The sequence below is a fragment of the Enterobacter sp. SM3 genome (assembly GCF_009811935.2).
GTDB classification, from domain to species: Bacteria; Pseudomonadota; Gammaproteobacteria; order Enterobacterales; family Enterobacteriaceae; genus Enterobacter; species Enterobacter asburiae_D.
This window is the reverse complement of record NZ_CP099971.1, coordinates 1,854,674-1,881,059: the sequence shown is the minus strand read 5'-3', so window position 1 is coordinate 1,881,059 and position 26,386 is coordinate 1,854,674. Positions and strand designations below refer to the sequence as shown.

The 26,386-nt window shown below is 51.8% G+C and carries 25 protein-coding genes and 2 pseudogenes; 16 read left to right on the top strand and 11 right to left on the bottom strand.

Annotated elements, in window-relative coordinates:
- Positions 1 to 87: 87 nt before the first annotated feature.
- From GVO84_RS08815 to GVO84_RS08805, 3 genes and pseudogenes are all read right to left on the bottom strand, one after another.
- Positions 88 to 333 (bottom strand): DUF2543 family protein, encoded by a 246-nt coding sequence (locus tag GVO84_RS08815; protein WP_159513902.1) that lies wholly within the window; start codon positions 331 to 333, stop codon positions 88 to 90.
- Between the two features lie 74 nt (positions 334 to 407).
- Positions 408 to 755, bottom strand: a complete 348-nt coding sequence (locus GVO84_RS08810; protein ID WP_159515615.1) for a DUF1304 domain-containing protein — start codon at positions 753 to 755, stop codon at positions 408 to 410.
- Between the two features lie 77 nt (positions 756 to 832).
- Positions 833 to 1,003 (bottom strand): annotated as a pseudogene (locus GVO84_RS08805) (NADP-dependent isocitrate dehydrogenase); the annotation flags it as partial.
- Between the two features lie 436 nt (positions 1,004 to 1,439).
- On the opposite strand from GVO84_RS08805, the gene GVO84_RS08800 reads away from it, so the two are divergent.
- Complete coding sequence (locus tag GVO84_RS08800; RefSeq protein ID WP_159513901.1) at positions 1,440 to 2,156, top strand: DUF6602 domain-containing protein; 717 nt, start codon at positions 1,440 to 1,442, stop codon at positions 2,154 to 2,156.
- Positions 2,157 to 2,371: 215 nt separating this feature from the next.
- Here the strand turns inward: GVO84_RS08800 and GVO84_RS08795 are convergent, their stop codons facing one another.
- A complete protein-coding gene (locus GVO84_RS08795; RefSeq protein ID WP_159513900.1) occupies positions 2,372 to 2,920 on the bottom strand; it encodes a hypothetical protein in 549 nt (182 codons plus the stop codon).
- Between the two features lie 464 nt (positions 2,921 to 3,384).
- Here GVO84_RS08795 and GVO84_RS08790 point away from each other — a divergent pair, with 464 nt between their 5' ends.
- On the top strand, positions 3,385 to 4,086 hold the full coding sequence (locus GVO84_RS08790) for a hypothetical protein (RefSeq protein WP_159513899.1): 702 nt from the start codon (positions 3,385 to 3,387) through the stop codon (positions 4,084 to 4,086).
- A 497-nt stretch (positions 4,087 to 4,583) separates the two neighbouring features.
- Positions 4,584 to 4,981: pseudogene (locus tag GVO84_RS08785) on the top strand (integrase); the annotation flags it as partial.
- A 52-nt stretch (positions 4,982 to 5,033) separates the two neighbouring features.
- On the opposite strand, the gene GVO84_RS08780 reads toward GVO84_RS08785, so the two are convergent.
- Entirely contained in the window at positions 5,034 to 5,873 is an 840-nt protein-coding gene (locus GVO84_RS08780; protein WP_159513897.1) for a putative phage abortive infection protein, read from the bottom strand.
- A gap of 116 nt (positions 5,874 to 5,989) precedes the next feature.
- Positions 5,990 to 7,240 (bottom strand): NADP-dependent isocitrate dehydrogenase, encoded by a 1,251-nt coding sequence (icd, locus tag GVO84_RS08775; protein ID WP_159513896.1) that lies wholly within the window; start codon positions 7,238 to 7,240, stop codon positions 5,990 to 5,992.
- A gap of 117 nt (positions 7,241 to 7,357) precedes the next feature.
- On the opposite strand from icd, the gene rluE reads away from it, so the two are divergent.
- The 8 genes from rluE to GVO84_RS08735 all read left to right on the top strand — a co-directional run bounded on the left by rluE (position 7,358) and on the right by GVO84_RS08735 (position 15,167).
- Positions 7,358 to 8,011, top strand: coding sequence for a 23S rRNA pseudouridine(2457) synthase RluE (rluE, locus tag GVO84_RS08770; RefSeq protein ID WP_159513895.1), 654 nt, complete (start codon positions 7,358 to 7,360; stop codon positions 8,009 to 8,011).
- 9 nt (positions 8,012 to 8,020) lie between these two features.
- Positions 8,021 to 8,494 (top strand): NUDIX hydrolase, encoded by a 474-nt coding sequence (locus GVO84_RS08765; RefSeq protein WP_159513894.1) that lies wholly within the window; start codon positions 8,021 to 8,023, stop codon positions 8,492 to 8,494.
- Positions 8,495 to 8,534: 40 nt separating this feature from the next.
- Positions 8,535 to 9,647: a tRNA 2-thiouridine(34) synthase MnmA gene (mnmA, locus tag GVO84_RS08760; RefSeq protein ID WP_032657963.1), complete on the top strand. Its 1,113-nt coding sequence runs from the start codon at positions 8,535 to 8,537 to the stop codon at positions 9,645 to 9,647.
- 27 nt (positions 9,648 to 9,674) lie between these two features.
- Complete coding sequence (hflD, locus tag GVO84_RS08755; protein WP_159513893.1) at positions 9,675 to 10,304, top strand: high frequency lysogenization protein HflD; 630 nt, start codon at positions 9,675 to 9,677, stop codon at positions 10,302 to 10,304.
- 19 nt (positions 10,305 to 10,323) lie between these two features.
- A complete protein-coding gene (gene purB, locus GVO84_RS08750; RefSeq protein ID WP_159513892.1) occupies positions 10,324 to 11,694 on the top strand; it encodes an adenylosuccinate lyase in 1,371 nt (456 codons plus the stop codon).
- Between the two features lie 123 nt (positions 11,695 to 11,817).
- A complete protein-coding gene (gene phoP / locus GVO84_RS08745; protein ID WP_028019015.1) occupies positions 11,818 to 12,489 on the top strand; it encodes a two-component system response regulator PhoP in 672 nt (223 codons plus the stop codon).
- A complete protein-coding gene (phoQ, locus tag GVO84_RS08740; RefSeq protein WP_159513891.1) occupies positions 12,490 to 13,953 on the top strand; it encodes a two-component system sensor histidine kinase PhoQ in 1,464 nt (487 codons plus the stop codon).
- Positions 13,954 to 14,045: 92 nt separating this feature from the next.
- Complete coding sequence (locus GVO84_RS08735; RefSeq protein ID WP_159513890.1) at positions 14,046 to 15,167, top strand: cupin domain-containing protein; 1,122 nt, start codon at positions 14,046 to 14,048, stop codon at positions 15,165 to 15,167.
- Between the two features lie 92 nt (positions 15,168 to 15,259).
- Here GVO84_RS08735 and GVO84_RS08730 read toward each other — a convergent pair whose 3' ends face one another.
- Together GVO84_RS08730 and pepT are read right to left on the bottom strand one after the other, a co-directional pair.
- Entirely contained in the window at positions 15,260 to 15,751 is a 492-nt protein-coding gene (locus tag GVO84_RS08730; protein WP_159513889.1) for an REP-associated tyrosine transposase, read from the bottom strand.
- A 96-nt stretch (positions 15,752 to 15,847) separates the two neighbouring features.
- Entirely contained in the window at positions 15,848 to 17,071 is a 1,224-nt protein-coding gene (gene pepT, locus GVO84_RS08725; protein ID WP_159513888.1) for a peptidase T, read from the bottom strand.
- 237 nt (positions 17,072 to 17,308) lie between these two features.
- Between pepT and potA the strand changes: the two genes are divergently transcribed.
- The 4 genes from potA to potD are packed head-to-tail and all read left to right on the top strand — an operon-like array spanning position 17,309 to position 21,117.
- Positions 17,309 to 18,457 carry a spermidine/putrescine ABC transporter ATP-binding protein PotA gene (potA, locus tag GVO84_RS08720; RefSeq protein WP_201283091.1) on the top strand — a complete coding sequence of 383 codons (1,149 nt, stop codon included), beginning with the start codon at positions 17,309 to 17,311 and terminating at the stop codon, positions 18,455 to 18,457.
- Entirely contained in the window at positions 18,441 to 19,298 is an 858-nt protein-coding gene (potB, locus tag GVO84_RS08715) for a spermidine/putrescine ABC transporter permease PotB (protein ID WP_121425912.1), read from the top strand. The genes potA and potB overlap by 17 nt, the downstream gene beginning before the upstream one ends.
- Complete coding sequence (gene potC, locus GVO84_RS08710) at positions 19,295 to 20,086, top strand: spermidine/putrescine ABC transporter permease PotC (protein WP_159513886.1); 792 nt, start codon at positions 19,295 to 19,297, stop codon at positions 20,084 to 20,086. The genes potB and potC overlap by 4 nt, the downstream gene beginning before the upstream one ends.
- Positions 20,083 to 21,117: a spermidine/putrescine ABC transporter substrate-binding protein PotD gene (potD, locus tag GVO84_RS08705; protein WP_121425910.1), complete on the top strand. Its 1,035-nt coding sequence runs from the start codon at positions 20,083 to 20,085 to the stop codon at positions 21,115 to 21,117. The genes potC and potD overlap by 4 nt, the downstream gene beginning before the upstream one ends.
- A gap of 47 nt (positions 21,118 to 21,164) precedes the next feature.
- Here the strand turns inward: potD and GVO84_RS08700 are convergent, their stop codons facing one another.
- Positions 21,165 to 22,394 (bottom strand): EAL and HDOD domain-containing protein, encoded by a 1,230-nt coding sequence (locus GVO84_RS08700; protein ID WP_121425909.1) that lies wholly within the window; start codon positions 22,392 to 22,394, stop codon positions 21,165 to 21,167.
- 238 nt (positions 22,395 to 22,632) lie between these two features.
- On the opposite strand from GVO84_RS08700, the gene GVO84_RS08695 reads away from it, so the two are divergent.
- Positions 22,633 to 24,564 carry a methyl-accepting chemotaxis protein gene (locus tag GVO84_RS08695; RefSeq protein ID WP_159513885.1) on the top strand — a complete coding sequence of 644 codons (1,932 nt, stop codon included), beginning with the start codon at positions 22,633 to 22,635 and terminating at the stop codon, positions 24,562 to 24,564.
- A gap of 45 nt (positions 24,565 to 24,609) precedes the next feature.
- Here GVO84_RS08695 and cobB read toward each other — a convergent pair whose 3' ends face one another.
- Together cobB and nagK are read right to left on the bottom strand one after the other, a co-directional pair.
- Positions 24,610 to 25,431 carry a Sir2 family NAD+-dependent deacetylase gene (cobB, locus tag GVO84_RS08690; protein WP_121425907.1) on the bottom strand — a complete coding sequence of 274 codons (822 nt, stop codon included), beginning with the start codon at positions 25,429 to 25,431 and terminating at the stop codon, positions 24,610 to 24,612.
- Between the two features lie 14 nt (positions 25,432 to 25,445).
- Complete coding sequence (gene nagK / locus GVO84_RS08685; protein WP_159513884.1) at positions 25,446 to 26,357, bottom strand: N-acetylglucosamine kinase; 912 nt, start codon at positions 26,355 to 26,357, stop codon at positions 25,446 to 25,448.
- Positions 26,358 to 26,386 lie beyond the last annotated feature (29 nt).

Sequence of the window (26,386 nt, the reverse complement as noted above, 5' to 3'; positions counted from 1 at the left end):
CATATTCTGCGGAAAAAATGCATGTGGTCCGATAGCGTGATGCTGAGCTGTATTGCTAAGCATCAGCATAACGGTTTTTAAAGCAGACTATTCATTTCCCCACTGATTGAGGAAATTCGCAATATCATCAATGCGGCCCGCACGGATCCCGGCCTCAGCGGCCATCTCCTGCTGAGCCTCCTCGCTGATTTCCTCATTATTCGATAAACGGGTGAGCAGCAGCTGGAAATAATGCGCCAGCGCGTCGAGTTCTAACTCAGCGACTTGCTCTGCAGCTTCCGTCGCGTACTCATCGGCAATGTCATAATATTTCAGTGGGATATCGTTGTTCATAACTGTCTCGTCGTTAACCTGTAAAGGTAAAGCCATCAGTATATCGGACGCCTTACCTCAACCAAAGCATTGCTTCAGATGAGTAACGCAAGCAGCGCTGCGAGCGCGGGCGCGGCCTGTACATACAAAATTTTTCGGCTGGCGGTGGCTGCGCCAAAGAGCCCGGCGGCCAATACGCAGGCCAGGAAGAAGATGGCCACCTGAATCCCCTTTTCGCCGAGCCAGAGGCTCCAGAGCAGACCGGCCGCCAGAAAACCGTTATACAGCCCCTGATTTGCGGCCAGCACGCGGGTGTCGCGCGCAAAGTCGGGATGCAGATTAAAGGCCTTGTGCCCTGTTTTGGTATTCCACAGGAACATTTCCAGCACAAGAATGTAGAGATGGATGAGTGCAACGATAGCGATAAGGACAGTGGCTAACATCATGTTATCTCCCGCAGGCAGAGGCAAAAAAAACGGGAACCCTCAGGCCCCCGCTCTTGTTTAACCCAGAATCTGGATTACATATTCGCGATAATCGCGTCGCCAAACTCTGAACATTTCAGCAGTTTAGCGCCTTCCATCAGACGTTCGAAGTCATAGGTAACGGTTTTCGCGTTGATCGCGCCTTCCATACCTTTAACGATCAGGTCTGCGGCTTCGAACCATTCCATGTGGCGCAGCAGTATTTCATGAAATCAATCATGATGCATTGATTTTTAAGTAACAAAATCACAAATAATGCTCTCGTCACACATTGTTAGCCACTGGCTAACCATTTGATTATATTTAATTATTTTTGGGTTTTGATAGCCACTTTTCGGTTGTAGTAGTTATTCACCTCTTGAAGTCGGGAAATCAAAAGGTTATTTAAATCAGGTTTTATTCTGATATTTATCAGTGACATATGTGATATCTTTGCCATTGCATTGACGTTTAATGTCTAACTTTTCCGATAGATTGAAATTACCAATAAGTTACAGTGTCGAAAAATGACTCATGCTAAGTCTACGTTGTTGGAATGTATCTTAACTTTTTTTCTTGAACTTCGTGTAAAGAATTATAATTTTTCGCCGATAACATGCTTAGAAGCATCATTTTATTATAAATTTTAAGGATAAATTCAATATGCCTAGTCAATTTTTTACAACCATATTAAATAATAGAATAAAGCAAGGTTACGATAATGCAATGTCTGTAAGTCAGATACCTCACTCCACCGTTAAAGGGACATTTAGGGAGGGGTTTCTGGTTCCTATAATTCAATCCTTGTTGCCGTCCCACTTTGGAATAGGTTCTGGTCAACTCGTTGATAGATGGGATAGATTTTCCCCGCAGGCTGATATCATCATATATGATAAGCGCAAGATCCCACCAATTATTGAGCAGAATGGACTAGGTATATACTTTATCGACTCAGTACACCGAGTCATTGAGGTAAAAAGTGATTTAGACACAAAAGGTATGCATCAAACCTTAGATCTTGCATGGGCTATACACCCTGATAACCCAAATGGGTTGAAGACTGCTAAAAACGGAAAGTTAGAAGAAAATAAAACTAATTACCCCTTGGTTAGCTGCTTTTCATATAAACAATCTATCTCTGATCTAGATAGTGCACTAGCAAAATGGACTGTTACTGTTAACATTCCAAATGTTATGTTTTGTCTGCCAGAAGCTGGATTTTTCAATTATGTACGTTCATCGAATAGTTTTATTAAACTTCCTTCAACTGATAAAATAGATACAACCTCGCTCTATCTAACAATGTTCCTTAATTGCATTGAGGATGAGGCAGCATCTAGAGCTGATTTCTCTCTGATAGAATGGTTGCGACTGAGTTAAGCTTAAGCGTGCCACGATGGGGGGGCGGGGGGAGGTTAAAACCCTCTCGCGCAGACCAAAAACACATTTAAAACCAGTTAGTTACAGCTTATTTTAAATTATCACCCCTAAACCACCTCCCTAGGAGGTGGTTTAGGGGTGATAATTTAAACGCCAGCATAATAATTGGCGTATAATCCAGATCTATTTAGGTAAGCAGAATCAATTTATTCCAATTATTTATCCATCATTCCAATAATTTTATTTGAAATGCTCTTCAAAATTTCATCAACACACTTATCGAAGTTACGTCCACAATCCAAGATAGCAATCACCGCTTCTTGTTTATCTTTTATTTCATTACCATGCACAAGTGAAAAGTAAATATCATTAGCGGGTTTCAACTTTTTCTGTGCTTCAGAGATACTTGGAAAAACATCAGGGAAATATATTCCAGCAAGAATTGTTGTAACTTCTGAAATTTTCCCGAATTCAGGGCTATCAAGATTTCTCTGATTTATTCTCTCATTTATAGCATCTAGGGTTAGATGTCCTCTCACGAGTAAAACCCAATCATTATGAGTTACAAATACAGATCTTTTCCAAATAACAAGATTTTTATATAAATCCTCTCCTTTTTCCATTTTTTTCTTTTTGCTTTCTTTTATCCATTCATTTTTTTCTTTAGATCTATGGATAAGATACGTCATAAAATTTGAAATAATAGTACCGATTAACACGCCGCATGCAGCCAAGAGAGCGACAGTTTCTTTAGTAAGTTCCATTTTTACACCTTGAATTAAATCACAGATAAGGAGAATGCATGGAACCCAAAAAATTTGCAAGCAACTCACCTTCTTAACTGCTGTATTATTTCTTCAGATGTCCCTTTGAATCGTTCTTCTTCAAGTTCTACGACGATAGCCCAGCTGCCTAGTTCAATAGCTGCTTTAACAGTTGATCCCGACCATATTGTTCCTCTCCGCCCGAGCCAGGCATTCGGCATGTTTATGGCCCGCTATAACGAACTACTGAACTGGGAAAATGCAGCGACATCTTAAAGTGAATGAATTGGTGGCTGCAGTAAATGAAGAAGCCTCGAGCCTACCACCAGTAGTAGCACGCCTGATGCGAGAAGTCGCGGCCAGGTTTGATGTAACCTTTGCAGCCCTGATGGCACATACTCAGTAGTAACGCAGGGAGACGGCCGAATGAGCACTATATAAGTAGCGGTACATGTGCAAAAAAAGTGAAGAGACTAGGTAACTATCAAAAGCCAAATGATAAATTTCATTATATAATGACTAAAAATAAACAATTAGAGGAATTAATTTTGTTACCTCCACTAACACCACAGCAAAATATTGAAAGAGTATTGTTTCATGAGCTTGGGCATTGGATTATGTCAAGGCACATTGGGTTTGACGTTGGTGAAATTAAACTCACAACTAACAATTACACACAAGTACATGGTTCATCGACAGTGCATCCACATCCAGTAAAAAAACTCCAGACTATACAGGATGTAGACGAACATATCATTGACAGAATGTCTATTCTTTGTGCTGGTGTGCTCGCAGATCTTGTTTGGCATGAATTATTTTTGAAAATTGAGATTAAACAAGAACATGTCGAAAAAATTTTTGAAGATGGAATCATGGATAACACTGGTCTAAATGATAAGCGGAAAATTGAAGAGTTAGTGCATATAATAAATGGTATACGAAATGCTCCATCCAGTGATGGGAAGTGCCTTGAAGCACAATTTAATTTAATTGTCGCCGAGGCCTGGAATAAAGCTAAGGAAGTCATAAATGAGAACAATGAGAAACTCAAAAATATGGCACAGAGTCTCATAGCAACAAGCACTGGGAGAAATAGTTATGTATTTCCCAAAGAATATTTAACTTATCTTGAAAGTAAGTTCATTATAGCACCCCCTGATAAATAAAATGCCATTGATACAAGATTGTTTGAAATTTGTTATTTTTAGAGTATGGATATTAAGCTATTTATAATCCCATGCGCCTGTAAAAAAAATAAATGGTATATAAGTTTATTGGATATGCCCCGATAGTTTATAAATATCCGGGAGCAGCCGGTTTAGTGGAGAAAAGCCATGTTTCGAATGTTGACCTTAGAACAATAGGCCGCAGTCAAATACCAGAGAAATCCGCCCAGCCTGAACACATTGCGCGGGTATGCGAAGCAAAGCATGTTCTGTCCACCAGCACGGAAAGACGGAAGTTCTGGCGGGTGGGAAAAGATGCATAAATAACGAGAGTATAGCTCAGTCAATAATTAACAAATCAGACACACCAAAACTACAGAGGATATTGTCGGATGCTTGCCAGACCACGTAAAAATAACGTCAAAATACCAAATTTACCCATTATAGTCGCAAAGTGAACAAGGTTTATTGGCGATATAAACACCCAATAACAGGTAATCTCGACCATGAAATTTACCGATGTCTTGGAGGATCATCTTCACGTTGTGCAGGAGAAAACCGGGAGCAAAATTTCGAGCCCTCTCTCCCTACATCTGAATGCGATTGGCTGGAGCCTCAGGGATGTGGTAGCCAGATGCCGCAATTATGCAGTCAGCCCCTATACGGTTCATTTCTTCCGAGCAACATCACAAGCAAAGCGTAGTACACAAACATTACGATGAATTTCAGCAATGCACGCGATAAAGAAGATCCTAATTGGGGGGAAGGTAAGCCGGAAACTTTCCATGAACAACGGTCTTTAGCGGAACGTCTTTATACAGCTCAAGGGTTCGATAATTAGAAATTGCTAGGGTATAAATAGCCTAATCAGGCAGCGCGGTATCATGATGATTGAGGTAAAGATTGGCTGAAAGTGAATGCTTACGGATGACGCCTTTTAAAAAGCATCATTTCAATATGGGACCACCAAATAATTCTAATGCTATTTTATTATCACCCCAACATTTTTTATCAACTAAAACAACATGGTTTTTATATACTAATTTATAAACTGGCAAATTATCAAGAATTTCGTATTTGGCAAAGTAATACCTAAACTTTTCGCCATCAATAGACAGTGAATTATAGAATAGCATTATAAGTTCGTAATTTGATATTTGAGATCTTAAAATATTAGCATACTTCTTCTTGGATTCATTATCAATTTCCGCATCATCAATAAACTTAAATGTATTAAATAAAAACCGATAATAATGAGAAAGATTTTGAGATTTATCTTGAAAATGCTGACAGTACTGCTTGCCAATGACTCCAGCCATATGAAATTTGAATTGGTCACTATCATCGTTTGATACACGATAATGTCCATTCCTTTTCATCTCGCTTTTGAAGGCCTTGAAAAAATATAGGAATATACCTCTTCCCTCTGCTTTTACTTCTTTGGTTATTTTATTTTTAACTTTCATATCATTGATAATCACTTGAAGTAAATTCAGCATATTGAAAAATGAATTTTCAAAATCACGCCGTACATCATTTACCTCTTTGCGATTATTTTCTTTTTCGACTCTTCTGATTGAATCATTTTGTGTCTTTAACGTCCATAATACACCAACGAAACCCAAAGCTGAAAACACCGAAGTTAGAGCTCCCCATGAATCTCCGAATGTGCCTGTTTGACTAAAGTCGAAGTCTCCAAAAAGTTGAGGGATTTCTAGTATAAGTAATATATATAAAAAAGAAACAATCACGACGCCAAGAACTGCAATGAAAATAAACTGAACCATAATCTTTCCCAATTATTTTGTTAATTTATTTTGATAACTTTTTGATAATCATTCAAAAACTAATAATAAAAACGGGAACCAACTGGCTCCCGTTCTCTAATCACACAGCCTTTATACTACATGTTTTTGATAATCGCGTCGCCAAACTCTGAACATTTCAGCAGCTTAGCGCCTTCCATCAGACGTTCGAAATCGTAAGTTACGGTTTTCGCGTTAATCGCGCCTTCCATACCTTTAACGATCAGGTCTGCGGCTTCGAACCATTCCATGTGGCGCAGCATCATCTCTGCGGACAGGATGATAGAGCCTGGGTTCACTTTGTCCTGGCCTGCGTATTTTGGTGCAGTACCGTGGGTCGCTTCGAACAGGGCGCACTCGTCACCGATGTTCGCACCAGGGGCGATACCGATACCGCCAACCTGCGCTGCCAGGGCGTCAGAGATGTAGTCACCGTTCAGGTTCATACAGGCAATCACGTCGTATTCAGCAGGACGCAGCAGGATCTGCTGCAGGAACGCATCGGCGATCACATCTTTAATGATGATCTCTTTGCCGGTGTTCGGGTTCTTGATCTTCTGCCATGGGCCGCCGTCGATCAGCTCACCGCCGAACTCTTCGGTCGCCAACTGGTAGCCCCAGTCTTTGAACGCGCCTTCGGTGAACTTCATGATGTTGCCTTTGTGAACCAGAGTCACAGAGTCACGGTCGTTGGTGATTGCATATTCGATGGCTGCACGCACCAGACGTTTAGTACCGTCTTCAGAGCATGGCTTGATGCCGATACCGCAATGCTCAGGGAAGCGAATTTTCTTCACGCCCATCTCTTCGCGCAGGAATTTAATCACTTTTTCTGCGTCAGCAGAGTCCGCTTTCCATTCGATACCCGCGTAGATGTCTTCTGAGTTTTCGCGGAAGATAACCATATCGGTCAGTTCAGGGTGCTTAACCGGGCTAGGAGTGCCCTGATAGTAACGAACCGGACGCAGACACACGTACAGGTCCAGCTCCTGACGCAGTGCCACGTTCAGGGAACGGATACCGCCGCCAACTGGCGTGGTCAGTGGGCCTTTAATAGCAACGCGGTAGTCGCGGATCAGATCCAGCGTTTCTGCTGGCAGCCAGACGTCCTGGCCATAAACTTGAGTAGATTTCTCACCGGTGTAAATTTCCATCCAGGAAATTTTACGCTCGCCTTTGTAGGCTTTCTCAACAGCGGCATCAACCACTTTCAGCATTGCCGGGGTAACGTCTACACCGATACCGTCACCTTCGATGAACGGGATAATCGGATTGTGAGGAACGTTAATCTTGCCGTTTTGCAGGGTGATCTTTTTACCTTCCGCCGGAACAACTACTTTGCTTTCCATTAACCTCTCCTTCGAGCGCTTCTGGTTGTTACTGATCTTATGTTAATAAATTGTAATGAGCCCTTCGATAGTACCTGATTGTCCTGCGCCATGAAAGGTCTTCGTTATTAGGCTATAATGCGGCAATTGATAACGCCTGAAAATACCATGAAGAAAACTTCTTTTACAAAACACCGGGTTGAGCGATTCAGCTCGCGACAACCCGCCAGAAGACCGCAGGAAACCCAGCCGAAGCGGGTTATTTTGTTCAATAAACCCTACGATGTTTTGCCGCAGTTTACCGATGAAGCCGGGCGCAGCACGCTGAAGGACTATATTCCCGTTCAGGGCGTCTACGCAGCCGGGCGTCTGGACCGCGACAGCGAAGGCCTTCTGGTCTTAACCAACGACGGGGCTTTACAGGCAAAGCTCACACAGCCCGGGAAACGTACCGGTAAAATTTACTTCGTCCAGGTGGAAGGCGAGCCGGATGACGCGACGCTGGCAGCGCTTCGCAGCGGCGTGACGTTGAACGACGGCCCAACCCTGCCCGCAGGTATTGAGCGCGTGAATGAACCGGAGTGGCTGTGGCCGCGCAACCCGCCGATTCGCGAACGCAAATCCATTCCGACAAGCTGGCTCAAAATTACCCTTTATGAAGGCCGCAACCGCCAGGTTCGCCGCATGACCGCGCATGTCGGCTTCCCTACCCTGCGTCTGATTCGCTACGCTATGGGTAGCTACACCCTGGAAACGCTGGCAAACGGCGAATGGCGCGACGTTACCCCTTAAGGAGTCACTATGTTTAAACCTCATGTCACGGTTGCCTGCGTGGTCCACGCCCGGGGTAAATTTCTTGTTGTCGAAGAGAGCATTAACGGCAAAGCGCTGTGGAACCAGCCTGCCGGACACCTTGAAGCCAATGAAACCCTGCTGCAGGCAGCGAAGCGCGAGCTATGGGAAGAGACCGGCATCCACGCTGAACCCCAGCACTTCATCCGTATGCACCAGTGGATCGCGCCGGATCACACCCCGTTCCTGCGCTTTTTATTCGCCGTTGAGCTTAGCGAAACGTGCGCCACTGAGCCGCAGGATGACGATATCGACCGCTGTCTGTGGGTCACCGCCGACGATATCCTGAACGCGCCAAACCTGCGCTCGCCGCTGGTTGCGGAAAGCATTCGCTGCTGGCAGTCTGCTGGCCGCTTACCACTGGATGTCATCGGCGCATTTAACTGGCCGTTTACAGAGGGTGTCAATGGTGGGGGGGCGTGATAGAATACGCCGCCTTGAAGTTCAATGTCGTGAGTATTCCATGTCAGATAACAGCCAGAAAAAAGTGATCGTCGGCATGTCCGGCGGTGTCGATTCCTCCGTTTCCGCCTACCTGTTGCAGCAACAGGGCTATAAGGTGGAGGGCCTGTTCATGAAGAACTGGGAGGAAGATGATGGCGAGGAATACTGCACCGCCGCTGCGGATCTCGCCGACGCGCAGGCCGTATGCGATAAGCTCGGCATTGAGCTGCACACCGTTAACTTTGCCGCAGAATACTGGGACAACGTTTTTGAACTGTTCCTGGAAGAGTACAAAGCAGGGCGTACGCCGAACCCGGATATTCTGTGCAACAAAGAGATCAAATTTAAAGCCTTCCTGGAATTCGCCGCGGAAGATCTGGGCGCAGACTACATTGCGACCGGTCACTACGTGCGTCGTGCAGACGTGAATGGCAAAAGCCAGTTGCTGCGCGGCCTGGACGGCAACAAGGATCAGAGCTACTTCCTCTATACGCTGAGCCACGAGCAAATCGCCCAGAGCCTGTTCCCGGTCGGCGAGCTGGAAAAGCCGCAGGTGCGTAAAATCGCCGAAGAGCTGGACCTGATCACCGCGAAGAAAAAAGACTCTACCGGCATCTGCTTCATCGGCGAGCGCAAATTCCGCGATTTCCTGGGACGTTACCTGCCTGCACAGCCGGGTAAAATTGTCACCGTCGACGGGGAAGAGATTGGCCAGCATCAGGGGCTGATGTACCACACGCTCGGACAGCGTAAAGGACTGGGTATCGGCGGGACCAAAGAAGGCAGTGAAGATCCGTGGTATGTTGTCGACAAAGACGTCGAAAACAATATTCTGGTTGTTGCCCAGGGTCACGATCATCCGCGTCTGATGTCCGTTGGCCTTATCGCGCAGCAGCTGCACTGGGTCGATCGTGAGCCGCTGAAAGGCACGCTGCGCTGCACGGTGAAAACCCGCTACCGTCAGACCGATATCCCTTGCACCATTACCGCGCTCGATGACGATCGCATTGACGTGCGTTTCGACGAGCCGGTCGCCGCCGTCACCCCGGGTCAGTCCGCTGTCTTCTACAGCGGTGAGATCTGCCTGGGCGGTGGGATCATTGAACAGCGCCTGCCGCTGCCTGCTGTTTAATACGATTGCACACATAAAGGAGACCGTGTGGGGAAGAACTACTATGACATCACCCTGGCGCTGGCGGGAATTTGCCAGTCAGCCCGTCTGGTGCAACAGCTGGCGCATCAGGGTCATTGCGACGCTGACGCCCTGCACGTTTCACTGAACAGCGTTATCGATCTCAACCCCGGCTCCACACTGGGCGTGTTCGGTGGCAGTGAAACCAATCTTCGTCTCGGTCTTGAAACCCTGCTTGGCGTGCTTAACGCCAGCAGCCGTCAGGGTTTAAACGCGGAGCTGACCCGCTACACGTTGAGCCTGATGGTGCTGGAGCGTAAGCTGAGCGCCGCAAAAGGCGCAATGAATACGCTGGGCGATCGTATTGCCGGGTTACAGCGTCAGCTCGACCATTTTGACCTGCAGTCCGAAACGCTGCTCAGCGCCATGGCCGGCATTTATGTTGACGTCATCAGCCCGCTGGGCCCGCGTATTCAGGTCACCGGATCCCCTGCCGTGCTGCAAAGTCCGCAGGTACAGGCAAAAGTGCGCGCGTCCCTGCTGGCAGGGATCCGCGCCGCCGTGCTGTGGCACCAGGTTGGCGGTGGCCGCCTGCAGTTAATGTTTTCTCGTAATCGCCTGACCACTCAGGCAAAACAAATTCTTGCTCATTGTTAACCTCCCGGAGTTGCGAATTATGGAATTATCCTCACTGACCGCCGTATCCCCTGTCGATGGACGCTACGGCGATAAAGTCAGCGCGCTGCGCGGGATCTTCAGCGAATATGGTTTGCTGAAGTTCCGTGTTCAGGTTGAAGTACGCTGGCTGCAAAAGCTGGCCGCCCAGGCAGCAATCAAGGAAGTTCCTGCTTTTGACGAAAAGGCAAACGATTACCTTGATAAAATCGTTGCCGAGTTCAGCGAACAAGACGCCGCGCGCATTAAAACCATTGAACGCACCACCAACCACGACGTGAAAGCGGTTGAGTACTTCCTGAAAGAGAAAGTGGAAAGCGTCCCTGCGCTGCATGCCGTGTCTGAGTTCATTCACTTCGCCTGTACCTCTGAAGACATCAATAACCTGTCTCATGCGCTGATGCTCTCCACCGCGCGCAAAGAGGTGGTGCTGCCTTACTGGCGTAAAATCATCGACGCGGTAAAAGCGCTGTCCGTGGAATACCGCGACATTCCGCTGCTCTCCCGTACCCACGGTCAGCCAGCCACCCCATCCACGATGGGTAAAGAGATGGCGAACGTCGCGTACCGTATGGAGCGCCAGTACCGTCAGCTGGAACAGGTTGAAATTCTGGGCAAAATCAACGGCGCGGTCGGTAACTATAACGCCCACATCGCCGCTTATCCGGAAGTTGACTGGCACCAGTTCAGCGAAGAGTTCGTGACCTCTCTGGGCATTCAGTGGAACCCGTACACCACCCAGATTGAGCCGCACGACTATATCGCCGAACTCTTTGACTGCATCGCGCGCTTCAACACCATCCTGATCGACTTCGATCGTGACGTGTGGGGCTACATCGCCCTGAACCACTTCAAGCAGAAAACCATCGCCGGTGAAATCGGCTCTTCCACCATGCCGCACAAAGTCAACCCAATCGACTTCGAAAACTCCGAAGGCAACCTGGGCCTGGCGAACGCCGTGCTGCAGCATATGGCGAGCAAACTGCCGGTATCCCGCTGGCAGCGCGACCTGACCGACTCCACCGTACTGCGTAACCTGGGCGTGGGCATTGGCTACGCGCTGATCGCGTATCAGTCCACCCTGAAAGGCGTGAGCAAACTGGAAGTGAACCGTGACCGTCTGCTGGACGAGCTGGATCACAACTGGGAAGTGCTGGCGGAGCCAATCCAGACCGTGATGCGCCGTTACGGTATCGAAAAACCGTACGAGAAGCTGAAAGAGCTGACCCGCGGCAAACGCGTTGACGCCGAAGGCATGAAGCAGTTTATCGACGGTCTGGCCCTGCCGGAAGAAGAGAAAACGCGCCTGAAGGCGATGACCCCGGCGAACTATATTGGCCGCGCCATCACCATGGTCGACGATCTGAAGTAACGCCCCTCTCCCCCTTTTCGCCCGAAAAGGGGGATGCTTTTCCCCGGTTTACTCAATGTTTATCCCCACAACAACATAATCAGCGTTAAACTATTCATACCAATTATTTAGGGAGAAGAGATGATGCGCGTACTGGTTGTTGAGGATAACGCATTGCTACGCCATCACCTGAAGGTACAGCTTCAGGAGATGGGACATCAGGTGGACGATGCTGAAGATGCAAAAGAAGCCGATTATTATCTCAATGAACACCTGCCGGATATCGCCATTGTCGATTTAGGCTTGCCTGACGAAGACGGTCTGTCGTTAATTCGCCGCTGGCGCAGCCACGATGTCTCCCTGCCGGTTCTGGTTCTGACCGCCCGTGAAGGCTGGCAGGATAAGGTTGAAGTGCTCAGCGCGGGTGCGGATGATTACGTCACCAAGCCGTTTCATATTGAAGAGGTGGCGGCGCGCATGCAGGCGCTGTTACGCCGCAACAGCGGGCTGGCTTCACAGGTTATTTCCATCCCGCCTTTCCAGGTCGATCTCTCCCGCAGGGAATTAGCGATCAATGATGAAGTGATCAAACTCACCGCCTTCGAATACACCATTATGGAAACGCTGATCCGTAACAATGGCAAAGTGGTGAGCAAAGATTCCTTAATGCTCCAGCTCTATCCTGATGCTGAACTGCGCGAGAGCCATACCATTGACGTGCTGATGGGACGTTTACGTAAGAAAATTCAGGCGCAGTATCCGCAGGATGTGATTACCACCGTCCGCGGTCAGGGCTACCTGTTCGAATTACGCTAAATGAAACGGATTTTACGCCACATCCTGCCCCTCTCGCTGCGGGTTCGTTTCTTACTGGCAACAGCCGCCGTCGTGCTGGTGCTGTCGCTCTCCTACGGCATGGTCGCCCTGGTGGGCTACAGCGTCAGCTTTGATAAAACCACCTTTCGGCTGTTGCGTGGCGAAAGCAATCTGTTTTATACCCTGGCGAAGTGGGAAAACAACCGAATCACCGTCGAAATGCCGGAAAACCTGAATCAGCAGAGCCCGACGCTGGCCCTGATTTATAACGAAAAGGGAAAGTTACTGTGGGCGCAGCGCGACATCCCCTGGCTGGTCAAAAGCATTCGTCCGGAGTGGCTTAAAACTAACGGGTTTCATGAGATTGAAGCCGATCTCAATACCACCAGCACGCTGATCCGCGAAGATCGCTCTATGCAGCAGAAGCTCAATGAAATTCGCGCTGATGATGCCGAGACGGAGATGACGCACTCCGTGGCGATCAATATTTACCCTGCGACAATGAACATGCCGCAGCTGACCATTGTGGTGATCGACACCATTCCGGTTGAGCTAAAACGCTCTTACAAGGTCTGGAGCTGGTTCGTGTATGTTCTTGCCGCCAATCTGCTGCTGGTGATCCCGCTGCTTTGGGTAGCGGCCTGGTGGAGCCTGCGGCCAATTGAATCTCTTGCCCGCGAGGTACGCGAGCTGGAAGAACATCATCGCGAGAAGCTGAACCCGGAAACGACCCGTGAGCTCACCAGCCTGGTGCGTAACCTCAATCGCCTGCTGAAAAGCGAACGCGAACGCTACGATAAATACCGCACCACCCTTACCGACCTGACCCACAGCCTGAAAACCCCGCTGGCCGTGATGCAAAGTACCCTGCGTTCCATGCGCAGTTCGAAGCTGAGCGTCGACGATGCCGAGCCGGTGATGCTGGAACAGATCAGCCGTATTTCACAGCAAATTGGCTATTACCTGCATCGCGCCAGCATGCGTTCCGGCAGCGCCCTGCTGAGCCGCGAGCTGCACCCGGTAGCCCCGCTTCTGGATAACCTCACGTCCGCCCTCAACAAGGTGTATCAGCGTAAAGGTGTGAACATCAGCCTCGATATCTCGCCAGAGATAAGCTTTGTGGGTGAAAAAAATGACTTCATGGAAGTGATGGGTAACCTGCTGGATAACGCCTGCAAATACTGCCTGGAGTTCGTGGAAGTGTCTGCGCGCCAGACGGAAACCGAGCTGCATATTATCGTTGAGGATGATGGCCCGGGGATCCCGCGCAATAAGCGTGACGTGGTGTTCGATCGCGGTCAGCGCGCCGATACGTTACGTCCAGGCCAGGGCGTAGGATTAGCCGTCGCGCGCGAGATTGTCGATCAGTACGACGGAAAAATCGAAACCAGCGAAAGCCTGCTGGGTGGCGCCAGAATGGAGGTCATTTTTGGTCGCCAGCAGCCCACATCGAACGATAGTTAACCCGTTATGTGAAAAATGCGAGGATCTCGCAGCCGGGGGGCTGAGCTTCCGTTATAATCCGAGTCAGTAAGAGCCTGCGGAATAAAAAAATTATGGATTATCACTTAACACTTAACTGGCCCGAGTTTATTGAACGTTACTGGCAAAAACGCCCGGTGGTTCTGAAGCGCGGGTTCAGCAATTTTGTCGACCCCATCTCGCCTGACGAACTGGCCGGTCTGGCCATGGAAAACGAAGTCGACAGCCGTCTGGTGAGCCACCAGGACGGAAAATGGCAGGTTAGCCACGGTCCTTTCGAAAGCTACGATCACCTCGGTGAAAACAACTGGTCGCTGCTGGTGCAGGCGGTCAACCACTGGCACGAGCCAACTGCCGCCTTAATGCTCCCGTTCCGCGCCCTGCCCGACTGGCGCATGGACGATCTGATGATCTCCTTCTCCGTACCTGGCGGCGGCGTGGGTCCGCATCTGGACCAGTACGACGTGTTTATCATTCAAGGTACGGGCCGCCGCCGCTGGCGCGTGGGCGAAAAAGTGCCAATGAAGCAGCACTGTCCGCATCCGGATCTGCTCCAGGTTGACCCGTTTGAAGGGATTATCGACGAAGAGCTGGAGCCGGGTGACATTCTCTACATTCCGCCGGGATTCCCTCACGAAGGCTACTCCCTGGAAAACTCACTCAACTACTCCGTAGGGTTCCGCGCGCCGAGCGGCCGCGAGATGATCAGCGGATTTGCCGACTACGTTCTGCAACGCGAGCTGGGCAGCTATCGTTACAGCGACCCTGATGTGCCTGCGCGCGAACATCCGGCGGATATTCTGCCAGAGGAACTCGATAAGCTGCGCGGCATGATGCTGGATCTGATTAACGAGCCGGAGCACTTCAAACAGTGGTTTGGTGAGTTTATCAGCCAGTCTCGTCACGAGCTGGACGTTGCGCCGCCGGAGCCGCCTTATCAGGCTGACGAGATTTACGATGCGCTTCAGCAGGGCGATAAGCTGGCGCGTCTGGGCGGATTGCGCGTGCTCCGCATTGGTGAGGAGGTGTTCGTCAACGGCGAGAAGCTGGACTCTCCGCACCGTCCGGCGCTCGAAGCCATTGCCAGCCATCTGGTGCTGACAGCCGACACCTTTGGCGACGCGCTGGAAGACCCGTCCTTCCTCGCGATGCTGGCCGCGCTGGTCAACAGCGGGTACTGGTTCTTTGAGGACTGAGTCGTGATATTTGCCGGGTGGCGGCTTCGCCTTACCCGGCCTACAAAAGCACGATCCCGTAGGCCCGGTAAGCGTAGCGCCACCGGGCGTTTTTATCTCCGCTCCCCCGCTGCAAAATCCTCGATCTCTCCCGCCCAATCCGCAGGATACAACCCTTCCCGTACATCGCGATGAAACGTTGAATACGGCCAGTCGCTGACTTTGCTGACATAGCCATGCTTCACCGGATTGATGTAGACGTAATCCATATGCCGCCGGTAGTCCTCTTCGTTACGGACGGTGTGCTCCCAGAAGCGTGGCTGCCAGATATGGCGCATTTCGATGTTGCGGCTAAATGTCTTTTTGATGTCGCGCCAGCGGGCCGAAAAGTCACTGTCGCCTTCCGGTAAAGTCCAGATACAGTGCATATGTTCGGGAAGGATAACCCAGGCGTTTATGATAAAGGGCTTCGCGCGTTTAACCGTAGAGGTGGCAGCACGCAGGCTGTCGATATAGCGTGTAAGCAAATCGCTCTGGCGGTTTTGCAGGTTGACGGTGAAGAACCAGGTACCGCCGGGGACGTAATGACGACGATAGTGAGACATTGGCGTTCCTTGCCTTAATGCCGGGTGGCGGCTACGCCTTACCCGGCCTACGAACCGAATGTAGGCCCGGTAAGCGTAGCGCCACCGGGCGTTTTCTCAGCATTTTGCCGTCAGTTCAGCTATCCGCACAATCACCTTCACCGCTTTTTCCATCCCCTCCAGCGTCACAAACTCATGCTTGCCATGGTAGTTGTAGCCACCGGTAAACAGGTTCGGGCACGGCAGCCCCATAAACGACAGCTGAGAACCGTCGGTGCCGCCGCGAATCGGCTTCAGCTGCGGTTCAATATCACAGTCGCGCATCGCCTGCTGGGCGATATCGAGAATATGCGGATGCGCCATCACCTTCTCGCGCATATTGTAATAGCTGTCTTCAATGATCAGCTCAATATAGCAATCAGGGTGTAACCCTTTGCCCACCTTCTTGGCGATCTCCATCATCTTACGCTTGCGCGCCTCAAAGGCTTTGCGGTCGAAATCGCGGATGATGTAGTGCATCTGCGCGCTGTCCACGGTGCCTTTGATGCTGGTCAGGTGATAGAACCCTTCATACCCGTCGGTCTGTTCAGGACTCTCTTCCGCCGGGACTTCCGCATGAATGCGTGACGCCAGCGACAGCGCGTTCACCATGACGCCTTTCGCCGAACCGGGGTGAACGTTGTTGCCGACAATTTTGATCGTGACGGACGCGGCGTTAAAGTTTTCATACTCCAGTTCACCGACGCCCCCACCGTCAACGGTATAGGCCCACTGCGCGTTAAAGGCCTCCACGTCGAAGTGCTTCGCGCCCTTGCCGACCTCTTCGTCCGGCGTAAAGGCCACGCGGATATCCCCATGCGGGATATTTTTCTCTTTCAGCACCGCCAGCGCGGTCATGATCTCCGCAATGCCCGCCTTGTCATCCGCCCCCAGCAGCGTTTTGCCGTCGGTGGTGATCAGCGTCTGGCCCAGCAGCTGGTGCAGCACCGGAAACATCACGGGCGAGAGCACTTCGTCGCCAATACCCAGCGCAATGTCGCCGCCGCGGTAGTTTTCCACAATCTGCGGGTTCACATGTTTACCGCTAAAATCCGGAGAGGTGTCGACATGAGAGATAAAGCCAATCGCCGGAATATCACCCTGAACATTCGCCGGCAGCGTTCCCATCACAGTGCCTTTCTCGCTTAAGGTGACGTTGACCAGCCCCATGGCGTCAAGCTGCTCTTTGAGCAGGTTTAACAACTTCCACTGGCCTTCGGTGCTCGGCACCTGGCGAACACCCGGCTTAGATTGGGTATCCAGCGAAACGTACTGTAAAAAACGCTCAAGTAATTTATCCATGCAGTCACCCTCACTTTTTGTGACAACATTATCAATAAGCATCAAAACGCAAATATTGCGTCAGGTCACTTTTATCCCGCAAACGAGAATATTTTCCGTTTATATCGTTATGCGTTAATAAATGTAGCTTATGAATCAGTGACAAGGATTGGCGATTGCAGGGGATTGCCGTAGAATGTCCGCCCTCATTACGAGTCACCAAGGTGGTTACACACAAACCCCGCTTCAGTCTGCTGCCTGAGGCGTCTATATGGGACAGCGCAAAAATTGAATACACAATCCCGTTCACGTTCACCGCTGGTGCAACTGGAACGAATTCGTAAAAGCTTTGATGGCAAAGATGTCATTTCCGACCTCACGCTCACCATCAATGACGGTGAGTTTCTGACGCTGCTTGGCCCCTCTGGCTGCGGCAAAACAACCGTACTACGCCTTATCGCCGGGCTGGAAAGCGTCGATAACGGCCATATCCATCTTGAGAACCAGGACATCACCCGGGTTCCCGCCGAAGATCGCCACGTCAATACCGTCTTTCAGAGCTATGCCCTGTTCCCGCACATGACCGTGTTTGAAAACGTGGCGTTTGGTCTGCGGATGCAAAAAACCCCGGCGAGCGAGATCGAACCGCGCGTCACCGACGCCCTGCGCATGGTGCAGCTTGAGACGTTTGCCCAGCGTAAACCCCATCAGCTTTCCGGCGGCCAGCAGCAGCGCGTGGCCATCGCCCGCGCCGTCGTCAACAAGCCTCGCCTGCTCCTGCTGGATGAATCCCTCTCGGCGCTGGATTACAAGCTGCGCAAGCAGATGCAGAACGAGCTCAAAGCCCTGCAGCGCAAGCTCGGCATTACCTTTGTCTTCGTCACCCACGATCAGGAAGAGGCCCTGACCATGTCTGACCGCATCGTGGTGATGCGCGACGGCAAAATCGAGCAGGACGGCACGCCGCGCGAAATCTACGAAGAGCCGAAGAATCTGTTTGTCGCCAGCTTCATTGGCGAGATCAATATCTTCGACGCCACGGTGATTGAGCGTCTGGACGACCAGCGCGTGCGCGCCAGCGTTGAAGGACGCGAGTGCAATATCACGGTGACTTTCCCCGTCGAAAAGGGACAAAAGCTCAACGTTCTGCTGCGCCCGGAAGATCTGCGCGTCGATGAAATTCACGGCAATACCGAGGCCGAAGGTTTAATCGGCTATATCCGCGAGCGCAACTACAAAGGGATGACGCTGGAGTCTGTCGTCGAGCTGGAGAACGGCAAGATGGTGATGGTCAGCGAATTCTTTAACGAAGACGACCCTGACTTCGACCACTCTCTCGACCAGAAAATGGTTATCAACTGGGTAGAAAGCTGGGAGGTTGTGCTGGCTGATGAAGAACACAAGTAAATTCCAGAATGTGGTGATCGCCACGATCGTCGGTTGGCTTGTGCTGTTTGTCTTTTTACCCAACCTGATGATCGTTGCCACCAGCTTCCTGACCCGCGACGACGCTAGCTTCGTTTCGCTGGTCTTTACGCTGGACAACTACGCGCGCCTGCTCGATCCGCTCTATTTTGACGTGCTGCTGCACTCGCTCAATATGGCGCTGATTGCCACCCTTGCCTGTCTGGTGCTGGGTTATCCCTTTGCATGGTTCCTCGCGGGCCTGCCGCAAAAGGTGCGGCCCCTGCTGCTGTTTTTACTGATTGTTCCCTTCTGGACGAACTCGCTCATCCGTATTTATGGCCTGAAGATCTTCCTCAGCACAAAGGGCTATCTCAATGAGTTTCTGCTGTGGCTCGGGGTGATTGATACGCCGATCCGCATCATGTTTACCCCGAGCGCGGTGATTGTCGGCCTGGTCTATATCCTGCTGCCGTTTATGGTGATGCCGCTCTACTCCAGCATCGAGAAGCTGGATAAACCGCTGCTGGAAGCGGCAAAAGATCTTGGTGCCAGCAAGCTGCAGACCTTTCTTCGCATCATCATTCCGCTGACGATGCCCGGCATTATCGCGGGCTGTCTGCTGGTAATGCTCCCGGCGATGGGCTTGTTCTATGTATCGGATCTGATGGGCGGCGCGAAAAACCTGCTGATCGGTAACGTCATCAAGAGCCAGTTCCTCAACATCCGCGACTGGCCGTTCGGCTCGGCCACCAGCATTACGCTGACGGTGGTAATGGGCCTGATGCTGCTGGTCTACTGGCGCGCCTCTCGCCTTCTGAATAAAAAGGTGGAACTCGAATGATCGGTCGACTGCTTCGCGGCGGTTTTATGACCGCCGTTTATGCCTGGCTCTATATCCCAATCGTTATTTTGATCGTGAACTCGTTTAACAGCTCGCGGTTCGGGATTAACTGGCAGGGCTTTACCACCAACTGGTACAGCCTGCTGATAAACAACGACAGCCTGCTGCAGGCCGCTCAGCACTCGCTGACGATGGCGATCTTCTCCGCCACCTTCGCGACGCTAATTGGCTCGCTCACCGCCGTGGCGCTGTACCGCTATCGCTTTCGCGGCAAACCGTTCGTCAGCGGCATGCTGTTCGTGGTGATGATGTCGCCTGACATCGTGATGGCCATTTCGCTGCTGGTGCTGTTTATGCTGCTGGGCGTACAGCTTGGCTTCTGGTCGCTGCTGTTTTCCCATATCACCTTCTGCCTGCCGTTTGTGGTGGTGACCGTCTTTGCACGCCTTAAAGGGTTCGACGTGCGCATGCTGGAGGCGGCGAAAGATCTGGGCGCCAGCGAGATGACCATCCTGCGAAAAATCATCCTGCCGCTGGCGATGCCTGCCGTGGCGGCCGGATGGCTGCTTAGCTTCACCCTGTCGATGGATGACGTGGTCGTGTCCTCCTTCGTCACCGGTCCGAGCTATGAAATTCTGCCGTTGAAGATCTACTCAATGGTGAAAGTCGGCGTCTCACCAGAGGTGAACGCGCTGGCGACCATTCTGCTGGTGTTTTCGCTGGTTCTGGTGATCGCCAGCCAGGTTATTGCTCGTGATAAAACAAAATCTCAGGGGACAATGAAATGAAAAAAATGCTCGCCGCTGCGGCGCTGGTGCTTGGCATGGGTGCCGCGCACGCTGATGACAGCAAAACGCTCTACTTCTACAACTGGACCGAATACGTGCCGCCGGGCCTGCTGGAACAGTTCACGAAGGAGACGGGCATCAAGGTGATCTACTCGACCTACGAGTCGAATGAAACCATGTATGCCAAGCTGAAAACGTACAAAGACGGCGCGTACGATCTGGTCGTTCCTTCCACCTACTTTGTCGACAAAATGCGCAAAGAAGGCATGATCCAGAAGATCGATAAAACGAAGCTGACCCATTTTTCAAACCTCGATCCGAAGATGCTCAACAAGCCGTTCGACCCGAATAACGACTACTCCGTTCCGTATATCTGGGGTGCGACCGCTATTGGCGTGAACAGCGAGGCCGTCGATCCGAAATCGGTGACGAGCTGGGCCGACCTGTGGAAACCGGAATACAAAGGGAGCCTGCTGTTAACCGACGACGCGCGTGAAGTGTTCCAGGTGGCGCTGCGCAAGCTGGGCTATTCGGGCAACACGACGGATCCGAAAGAGATCGAAGCGGCGTATAACGAGCTGAAAAAGCTGATGCCTAACGTGGCGGCGTTCAACTCTGATAACCCGGCTAACCCGTATATGGAAGGCGAAGTGAATCTGGGGATGGTGTGGAACGGCTCCGCGTACGTGGCCCGCCAGGCCGGTACGCCTCTTGAGGTGGTCTGGCCGAAAGAAGGTGGGATCTTCTGGATGGATAGTCTGTCGATTCCTGCCAACGCGAAAAACGTGGATGGCGCGCTTAAGCTGATTAACTTCCTGCTGCGCCCTGACGTGGCGAAACAGGTCGCCGAGACGATAGGCTACCCCACGCCAAACCTCGCGGCACGCAAGCTGCTGAAGCCTGAGGTAGCTAACGATAAATCGCTCTACCCGGATGCCGAAACCATCAGCAAGGGTGAATGGCAGAACGATGTCGGCGACGCCAGCCGCCTCTACGAAGAGTATTACCAGAAATTGAAAGCGGGCCGATAAACGGTATCGCGTTCTTCCTCGCGCCGCCTGTACGGCGTGAGGAAGGATTAACTGACCGCATTCTCCCCGGCCCAGACCGTCGCCTTTCTCATCGCCTCAACTACCTCCTCATCCGACAGCCCCAGCGCCTGGCGAACTCTGGTCGCCTCGTCCCACTGCTGCTGTTCATAGTACCGGCAAAGGCTCACCATATCGGCTAACCTTCCCTCCTGGTGACACAGCGCATTGCTCACGCTCTGCGGCACCGCAATTTGCTTCATCAACTCGGCCATCGGCACCTCAAGGAGGGTATCGAGCAGAGAAAACAGGCCGCACATGAAGGCATTTTCAGCCAGCGCCGGTTCTTTCATCGTCTCAGCTATCAGCTCACAGAACTTACCGCGCATCATGCTCAACGGGTAAAGCTCGCTAACGGTGTCATTGCCCGCACTGGCGAGGACCACGACGGCAACAAACCGCCTCAGCTGGTTTTCCCCGAGGTATCTGAGCACTTCGCTCAGGGTTAACTTACTGAAATTACAGGCACCGATATGTTTAAATGCGGTGTGCTTCATGTAGCGCATGATCTTCCAGGACAGCGTGAGGTCGGTTTTAATCAACGACTCGACGATCCGAAAATCAGGCTTATTGCGCCCAACCTCCATTTGCAGCCGAAAAATCGCCAGCTGATTTTGCGATAGCCGTTTATATTTAATGACCTCCGGACGGCAGAAAAAATAGCCCTGAAACAGCGAGAATCCCTCTTCCCTGTATTGGTTGAATTCCTCTTTAGTCTCAATTTTTTCAGCGAGATATTTAATATGCCCGGTCAGATGTTTACGCTCTTTCAGATACGCTTTAATTTGCGCTAAGGAATAATTTCTGACGTCGAATTTCAGTATAGAAATATAGGGTAAAAAAGCATCCCATTCTGGAGCAAGGGTGAAATCATCAAGCGCAAACTGATAGCCGTGCGCATTCATCTCCCTGACGGCCTGCAGCAGTTCAGCCCCTGGCACAGCATCTTCAAGAATCTCAATGACCACGCTCTCTTTATCCAGCGCTTCTCCGCTGCGGTCAATGACCATTCGCGACGGGAAATTAATAAACGACGTATGCGCCCCGGCGATGCGCTGGGAAGGCACGCATAAAAACTGATCGGATATCATTCTGGAGGTGGCATATTCCGCCGACACGTCCGGAAAACGGTTTGTCATCCCATCTCTGAAGAGCAGCTCATAGGCCACCGTATTCATTTCAGGGTTAAAAATGGGTTGTCGCGCAATAAATCCGTACATATCCCATCCTCCTCTACAACTTTATTATTTATTAGCATCCTCTTTCTACACGACGATAACGAGCATTATCGAGCACTATTTTGATTGAATGCACAAAATAAAAGCATCCACACTAATTAACGGGATTTATATGTTCAGGATTTAAATTAAATATACCTGGCGATCTACAGAAAGAGGAAAAAATATCCGATAAGGAATAGGTGCCTGCCCAACATGCACAATATTACGGGAGAAGAGAATGAAAGACGCCATGGTCCGAAGACAAAAAATAAGAGTCAAGACGTTGATGCTATTGTCCATTTTCCTCACCGTGACGGTGGGCTTTACGGCAACGATCGGGTTTATGATGTGGCAGTGGATGGCGCAGCAGGAGGTTCTGGCCAAAAAACATATCCGCCAGATTGCCGAGGTGCAATCGATGCAGGTCAGCAAACAGCTGGATTCTGCCCTGACTGCCGCCCGGGACATGGGCAACAGCGCCCTGGCGCTGCGCGAGGCGGGCGTATCCGATCGCCAGAGCCTGAACCAGCTGCTCATTCACTATCTGTCGGCTCATCCACAGTTTCTCTCTATGTCGATGGCCTTTGAGCCCAACGCGTTCGACGATAAAGATGCCGCCTGGGCCGGTCAGAGCGGTGAAGATCCTGCCGGGCGCTATGCCCGCTACGTTGACCGGGATGCCACCGGCAAACCGGCATTACACCTGCTGACGGACATCGAAACCCCCGGCAGCGGTGATTACTATCTGCTGCCGAAACAACGGCATAAAGATGTGATCATCGAGCCCTATATTTATCCCTACAACGGCGTGGACGTGATGCTCACCTCGATTGCCGCCCCCATCATGCGCGACGGTCAGTTTCTGGGCTCGGTCACCTCTGATTTCTCCCTCGCCACGCTGCAATCGACCATCGGCGCGATTAAACCGTGGAACGGAACAGGCTACGCCCTGCTCCTCTCCGCGGGTAATAACGTAGTGTCCAGCCCGGACAAGCGCGCGGCAGGCAAGCCTTACGCCGGTCAGATTACCGGTCATGACGTCACCCGGGTAAGCGATCCGCTGCTGAAGGAGGATGTGTTCATCACCTGGCAGGATATCGCCGTCGGTAATAGCCAGACGCCATGGAAACTCGCCATTATCACTCCGGTCAGCGAAGTGATGGCCGAAGCGCGCGCATTTTTACTGAAAGCCATCGTCCTGATGGTATTAAGCATCGTGGCGGTTAGCCTGGTGATGGCGCAGATCTTTACCCGCAAAGTTGACCGTCCGGTGGGGGGTGAACCTTCGGAAGCCGCCGGGATCGCCCTGGCGGTTGCCCGGGGGGATCTGAACAACACCATCCCGGTTCGTTCCGGGGATACCCACAGCATTTTTTATGCCCTGCACACCATGCAGATGCAGCTCAAGCGCATCGTCGACAATATCAGCGAAGCCAGCCATTCCGTGCACGGCGGCACCAGCGAAATTTCGGCGGGCAATCTTGACCTCGCCTCGCGGACCGAAGAACAGGCGGCTGCGATTGTTGAAACGGCAGCCAGCATGGAAGAGATTTCGGTCACAGTGAAAAATAACGCCGACAACGCCCATAAGGCGACGACGCTGACCGATCGCGCCGCGAGCCTCGCCGGGCATGGCGAAACGCTGGTAAACGACGTGGTCGTGGTGATTGGGGAGATTGACGAGAGCGCGCGTAAGATCGGTGAGATTAACAGCATTGTCGATGGCATCGCCTTCCAGACCAATATCCTGGCGCTGAATGCTGCCGTTGAAGCGGCACGGGCTGGCGAACAGGGGCGCGGCTTCGCGGTTGTCGCAGGGGAAGTGCGCAATCTTGCCCAGCGAAGCGCCAACGCGGCAAAAGAGATCTCTCAGCTGATTGCCGAGTCCTCAGGCCGCGTAAGCAAAGGCGTTGAGCTGGTCAATGAAACCGGGGTGATGATGAAACAGGTGATTGAAGCGGTGTCGCATGTGCATCTGGTCATTAACGATATCGTTCAGGCGCTAGACGAGCAAAATCGGGGGATTAGCCAGGTGAGCACCGCCGTTAACCAGATGGACAGTACAACCCAGCAGAACGCCTCTCTGGTTCAGCAGATCTCCGCGGCGGCGCTCTCGCTGGATGAGCAGGCTAAATCGCTGGAGAAGACGCTGGCATTCTTCCATTCATAAATAAAAAGGCACCCGCTGGACGGGTGCCCGTTTACTCTCTTACCGCTACAGCCCTTTCAGCAGCTTGTCGACAAACTCCGGGACGACCGTACTTGCCAGACCGTAGTGTTTCTCTTCAAACTCGCTGCCCACCTGGCTTGGCTCAAGGTTGAGTTCAACCGTATGCGCACCGTGCAGTCGCGCTTCGTGGACAAACCCCGCCGCCGGGTAAACATGACCGGATGTGCCGATGGCGATAAACACGTCGGCCATCGCCAGCGCGCTGTAGATCTCATCCATTCCCAGCGGCATTTCGCCGAACCAGACCACGTGCGGACGCAGGCGTGACGGGAACTGGCAGCAGTGGCACTTATCCTCTGGCAGCACGTCTTCTTTCCAGTCCAGCACCTGGCCGCTCCAGGCGCAGCGAACCTTGAGCAGCTCGCCGTGCATGTGAATGATGTTCTTGTTACCGGCCCGCTCGTGCAGGTTGTCGATATTCTGCGTGACCAGCAGAAAACGATCGCCGAGCTCCTCTTCCAGCTTTGCCAGCGCCAGATGCGCCGCATTCGGCGCAACTTCAGGCTGCTGAAGCTGACGACGGCGGGCGTTGTAAAACGCCTGCACGAGATCCGGGTCGCGGGCAAAGCCTTCCGGCGTGGCCACATCCTCCACCCGGTGCTCTTCCCACAGCCCGTCCGCCGCGCGGAAGGTTCGAATTCCTGACTCGGCGGAGATCCCCGCCCCGGTCAGCACCACCACTCTGGGTTTATCCATCGCTTCTGGCATCATTCTGTCTCTGAAAAAGATCCGCTGGCGCAAGCGCTCACGCAAGCGGCGTTTGTTTTTGCGAAAACGGCTGAGTCGACCCTGGCGACGCGACAGCATAGAAACCTCGTAAACTAATCGGTGAGATGAAGGAATGCGGCTCCGCGCATGCCTCCTGCGTCCCCGTGTCGCGCGCGTTCAATACGCGGCACGCGGGCAACCGGCAATAAATGTCGGGGCAAACGCCCGGACAACCGTTCCGTAATCGCGGTAAAGTTTGAAAGCCCTCCCCCGATCACCAGCAGATCCGGGTCGACGATGGTGAGAATATTTCCCAGACACACCGCCAGAAGATTCAGATAGCGCTCGACGTGCTCACGCGCCTGCGCATCCCCTTGCTCCCACAGGGTAATGATTTGAGGGGCCTCAAGTTTCTGATGATAGAAGTGTTCGTAAAGCCATGCAAATCCGCGCCCTGAGAGGTAGTTCTCAATACAGCCGTGCTGGCCGCAGCCGCAGCGGGTCAGCGGAAAATCACGCCCCACCACCTCCAGCGCGTCCACCGGCAGACGGATATGGCCAAACTCTCCGGTTATGTAGCTGCGCCCGGTAATGGGCTTACCGTTGATGACAATCCCCCCGCCGACGCCGGTACCGAGGATCAGCCCCATCACCAGCGGATACTGACGGAATTCATCATCCCAGGCTTCGGAGAGCGCAAAGCAGTTGGCATCATTGTCTAAACGCACGTCGCGTTCAAGGAGGGCAGAGAGATCGGCGCGGAGAGGTTTACCGCTGGCGGCAGGCACGTTGGCGGCATACAGCGTGCCGTCGTCCGTTTCGGGCATACCCGGAATGCCGATGCCGACGCTGCCTTTGACGCCGAAGCGTTCATCGGCTTGCGCCACCAGCGCGGCAATCGCGGTTAAAAATTCGTCGTAGCTTTCGCGCGGCGTGGGAACGCGGGTTTCCCACTGCAGCTTGAGGTCTTTATCAAACACGCCGAGCGCAATCTTGGTGCCGCCAATATCAAATCCATAATACATAAACGCATTCCTCTTTTGACCTGGCGGCC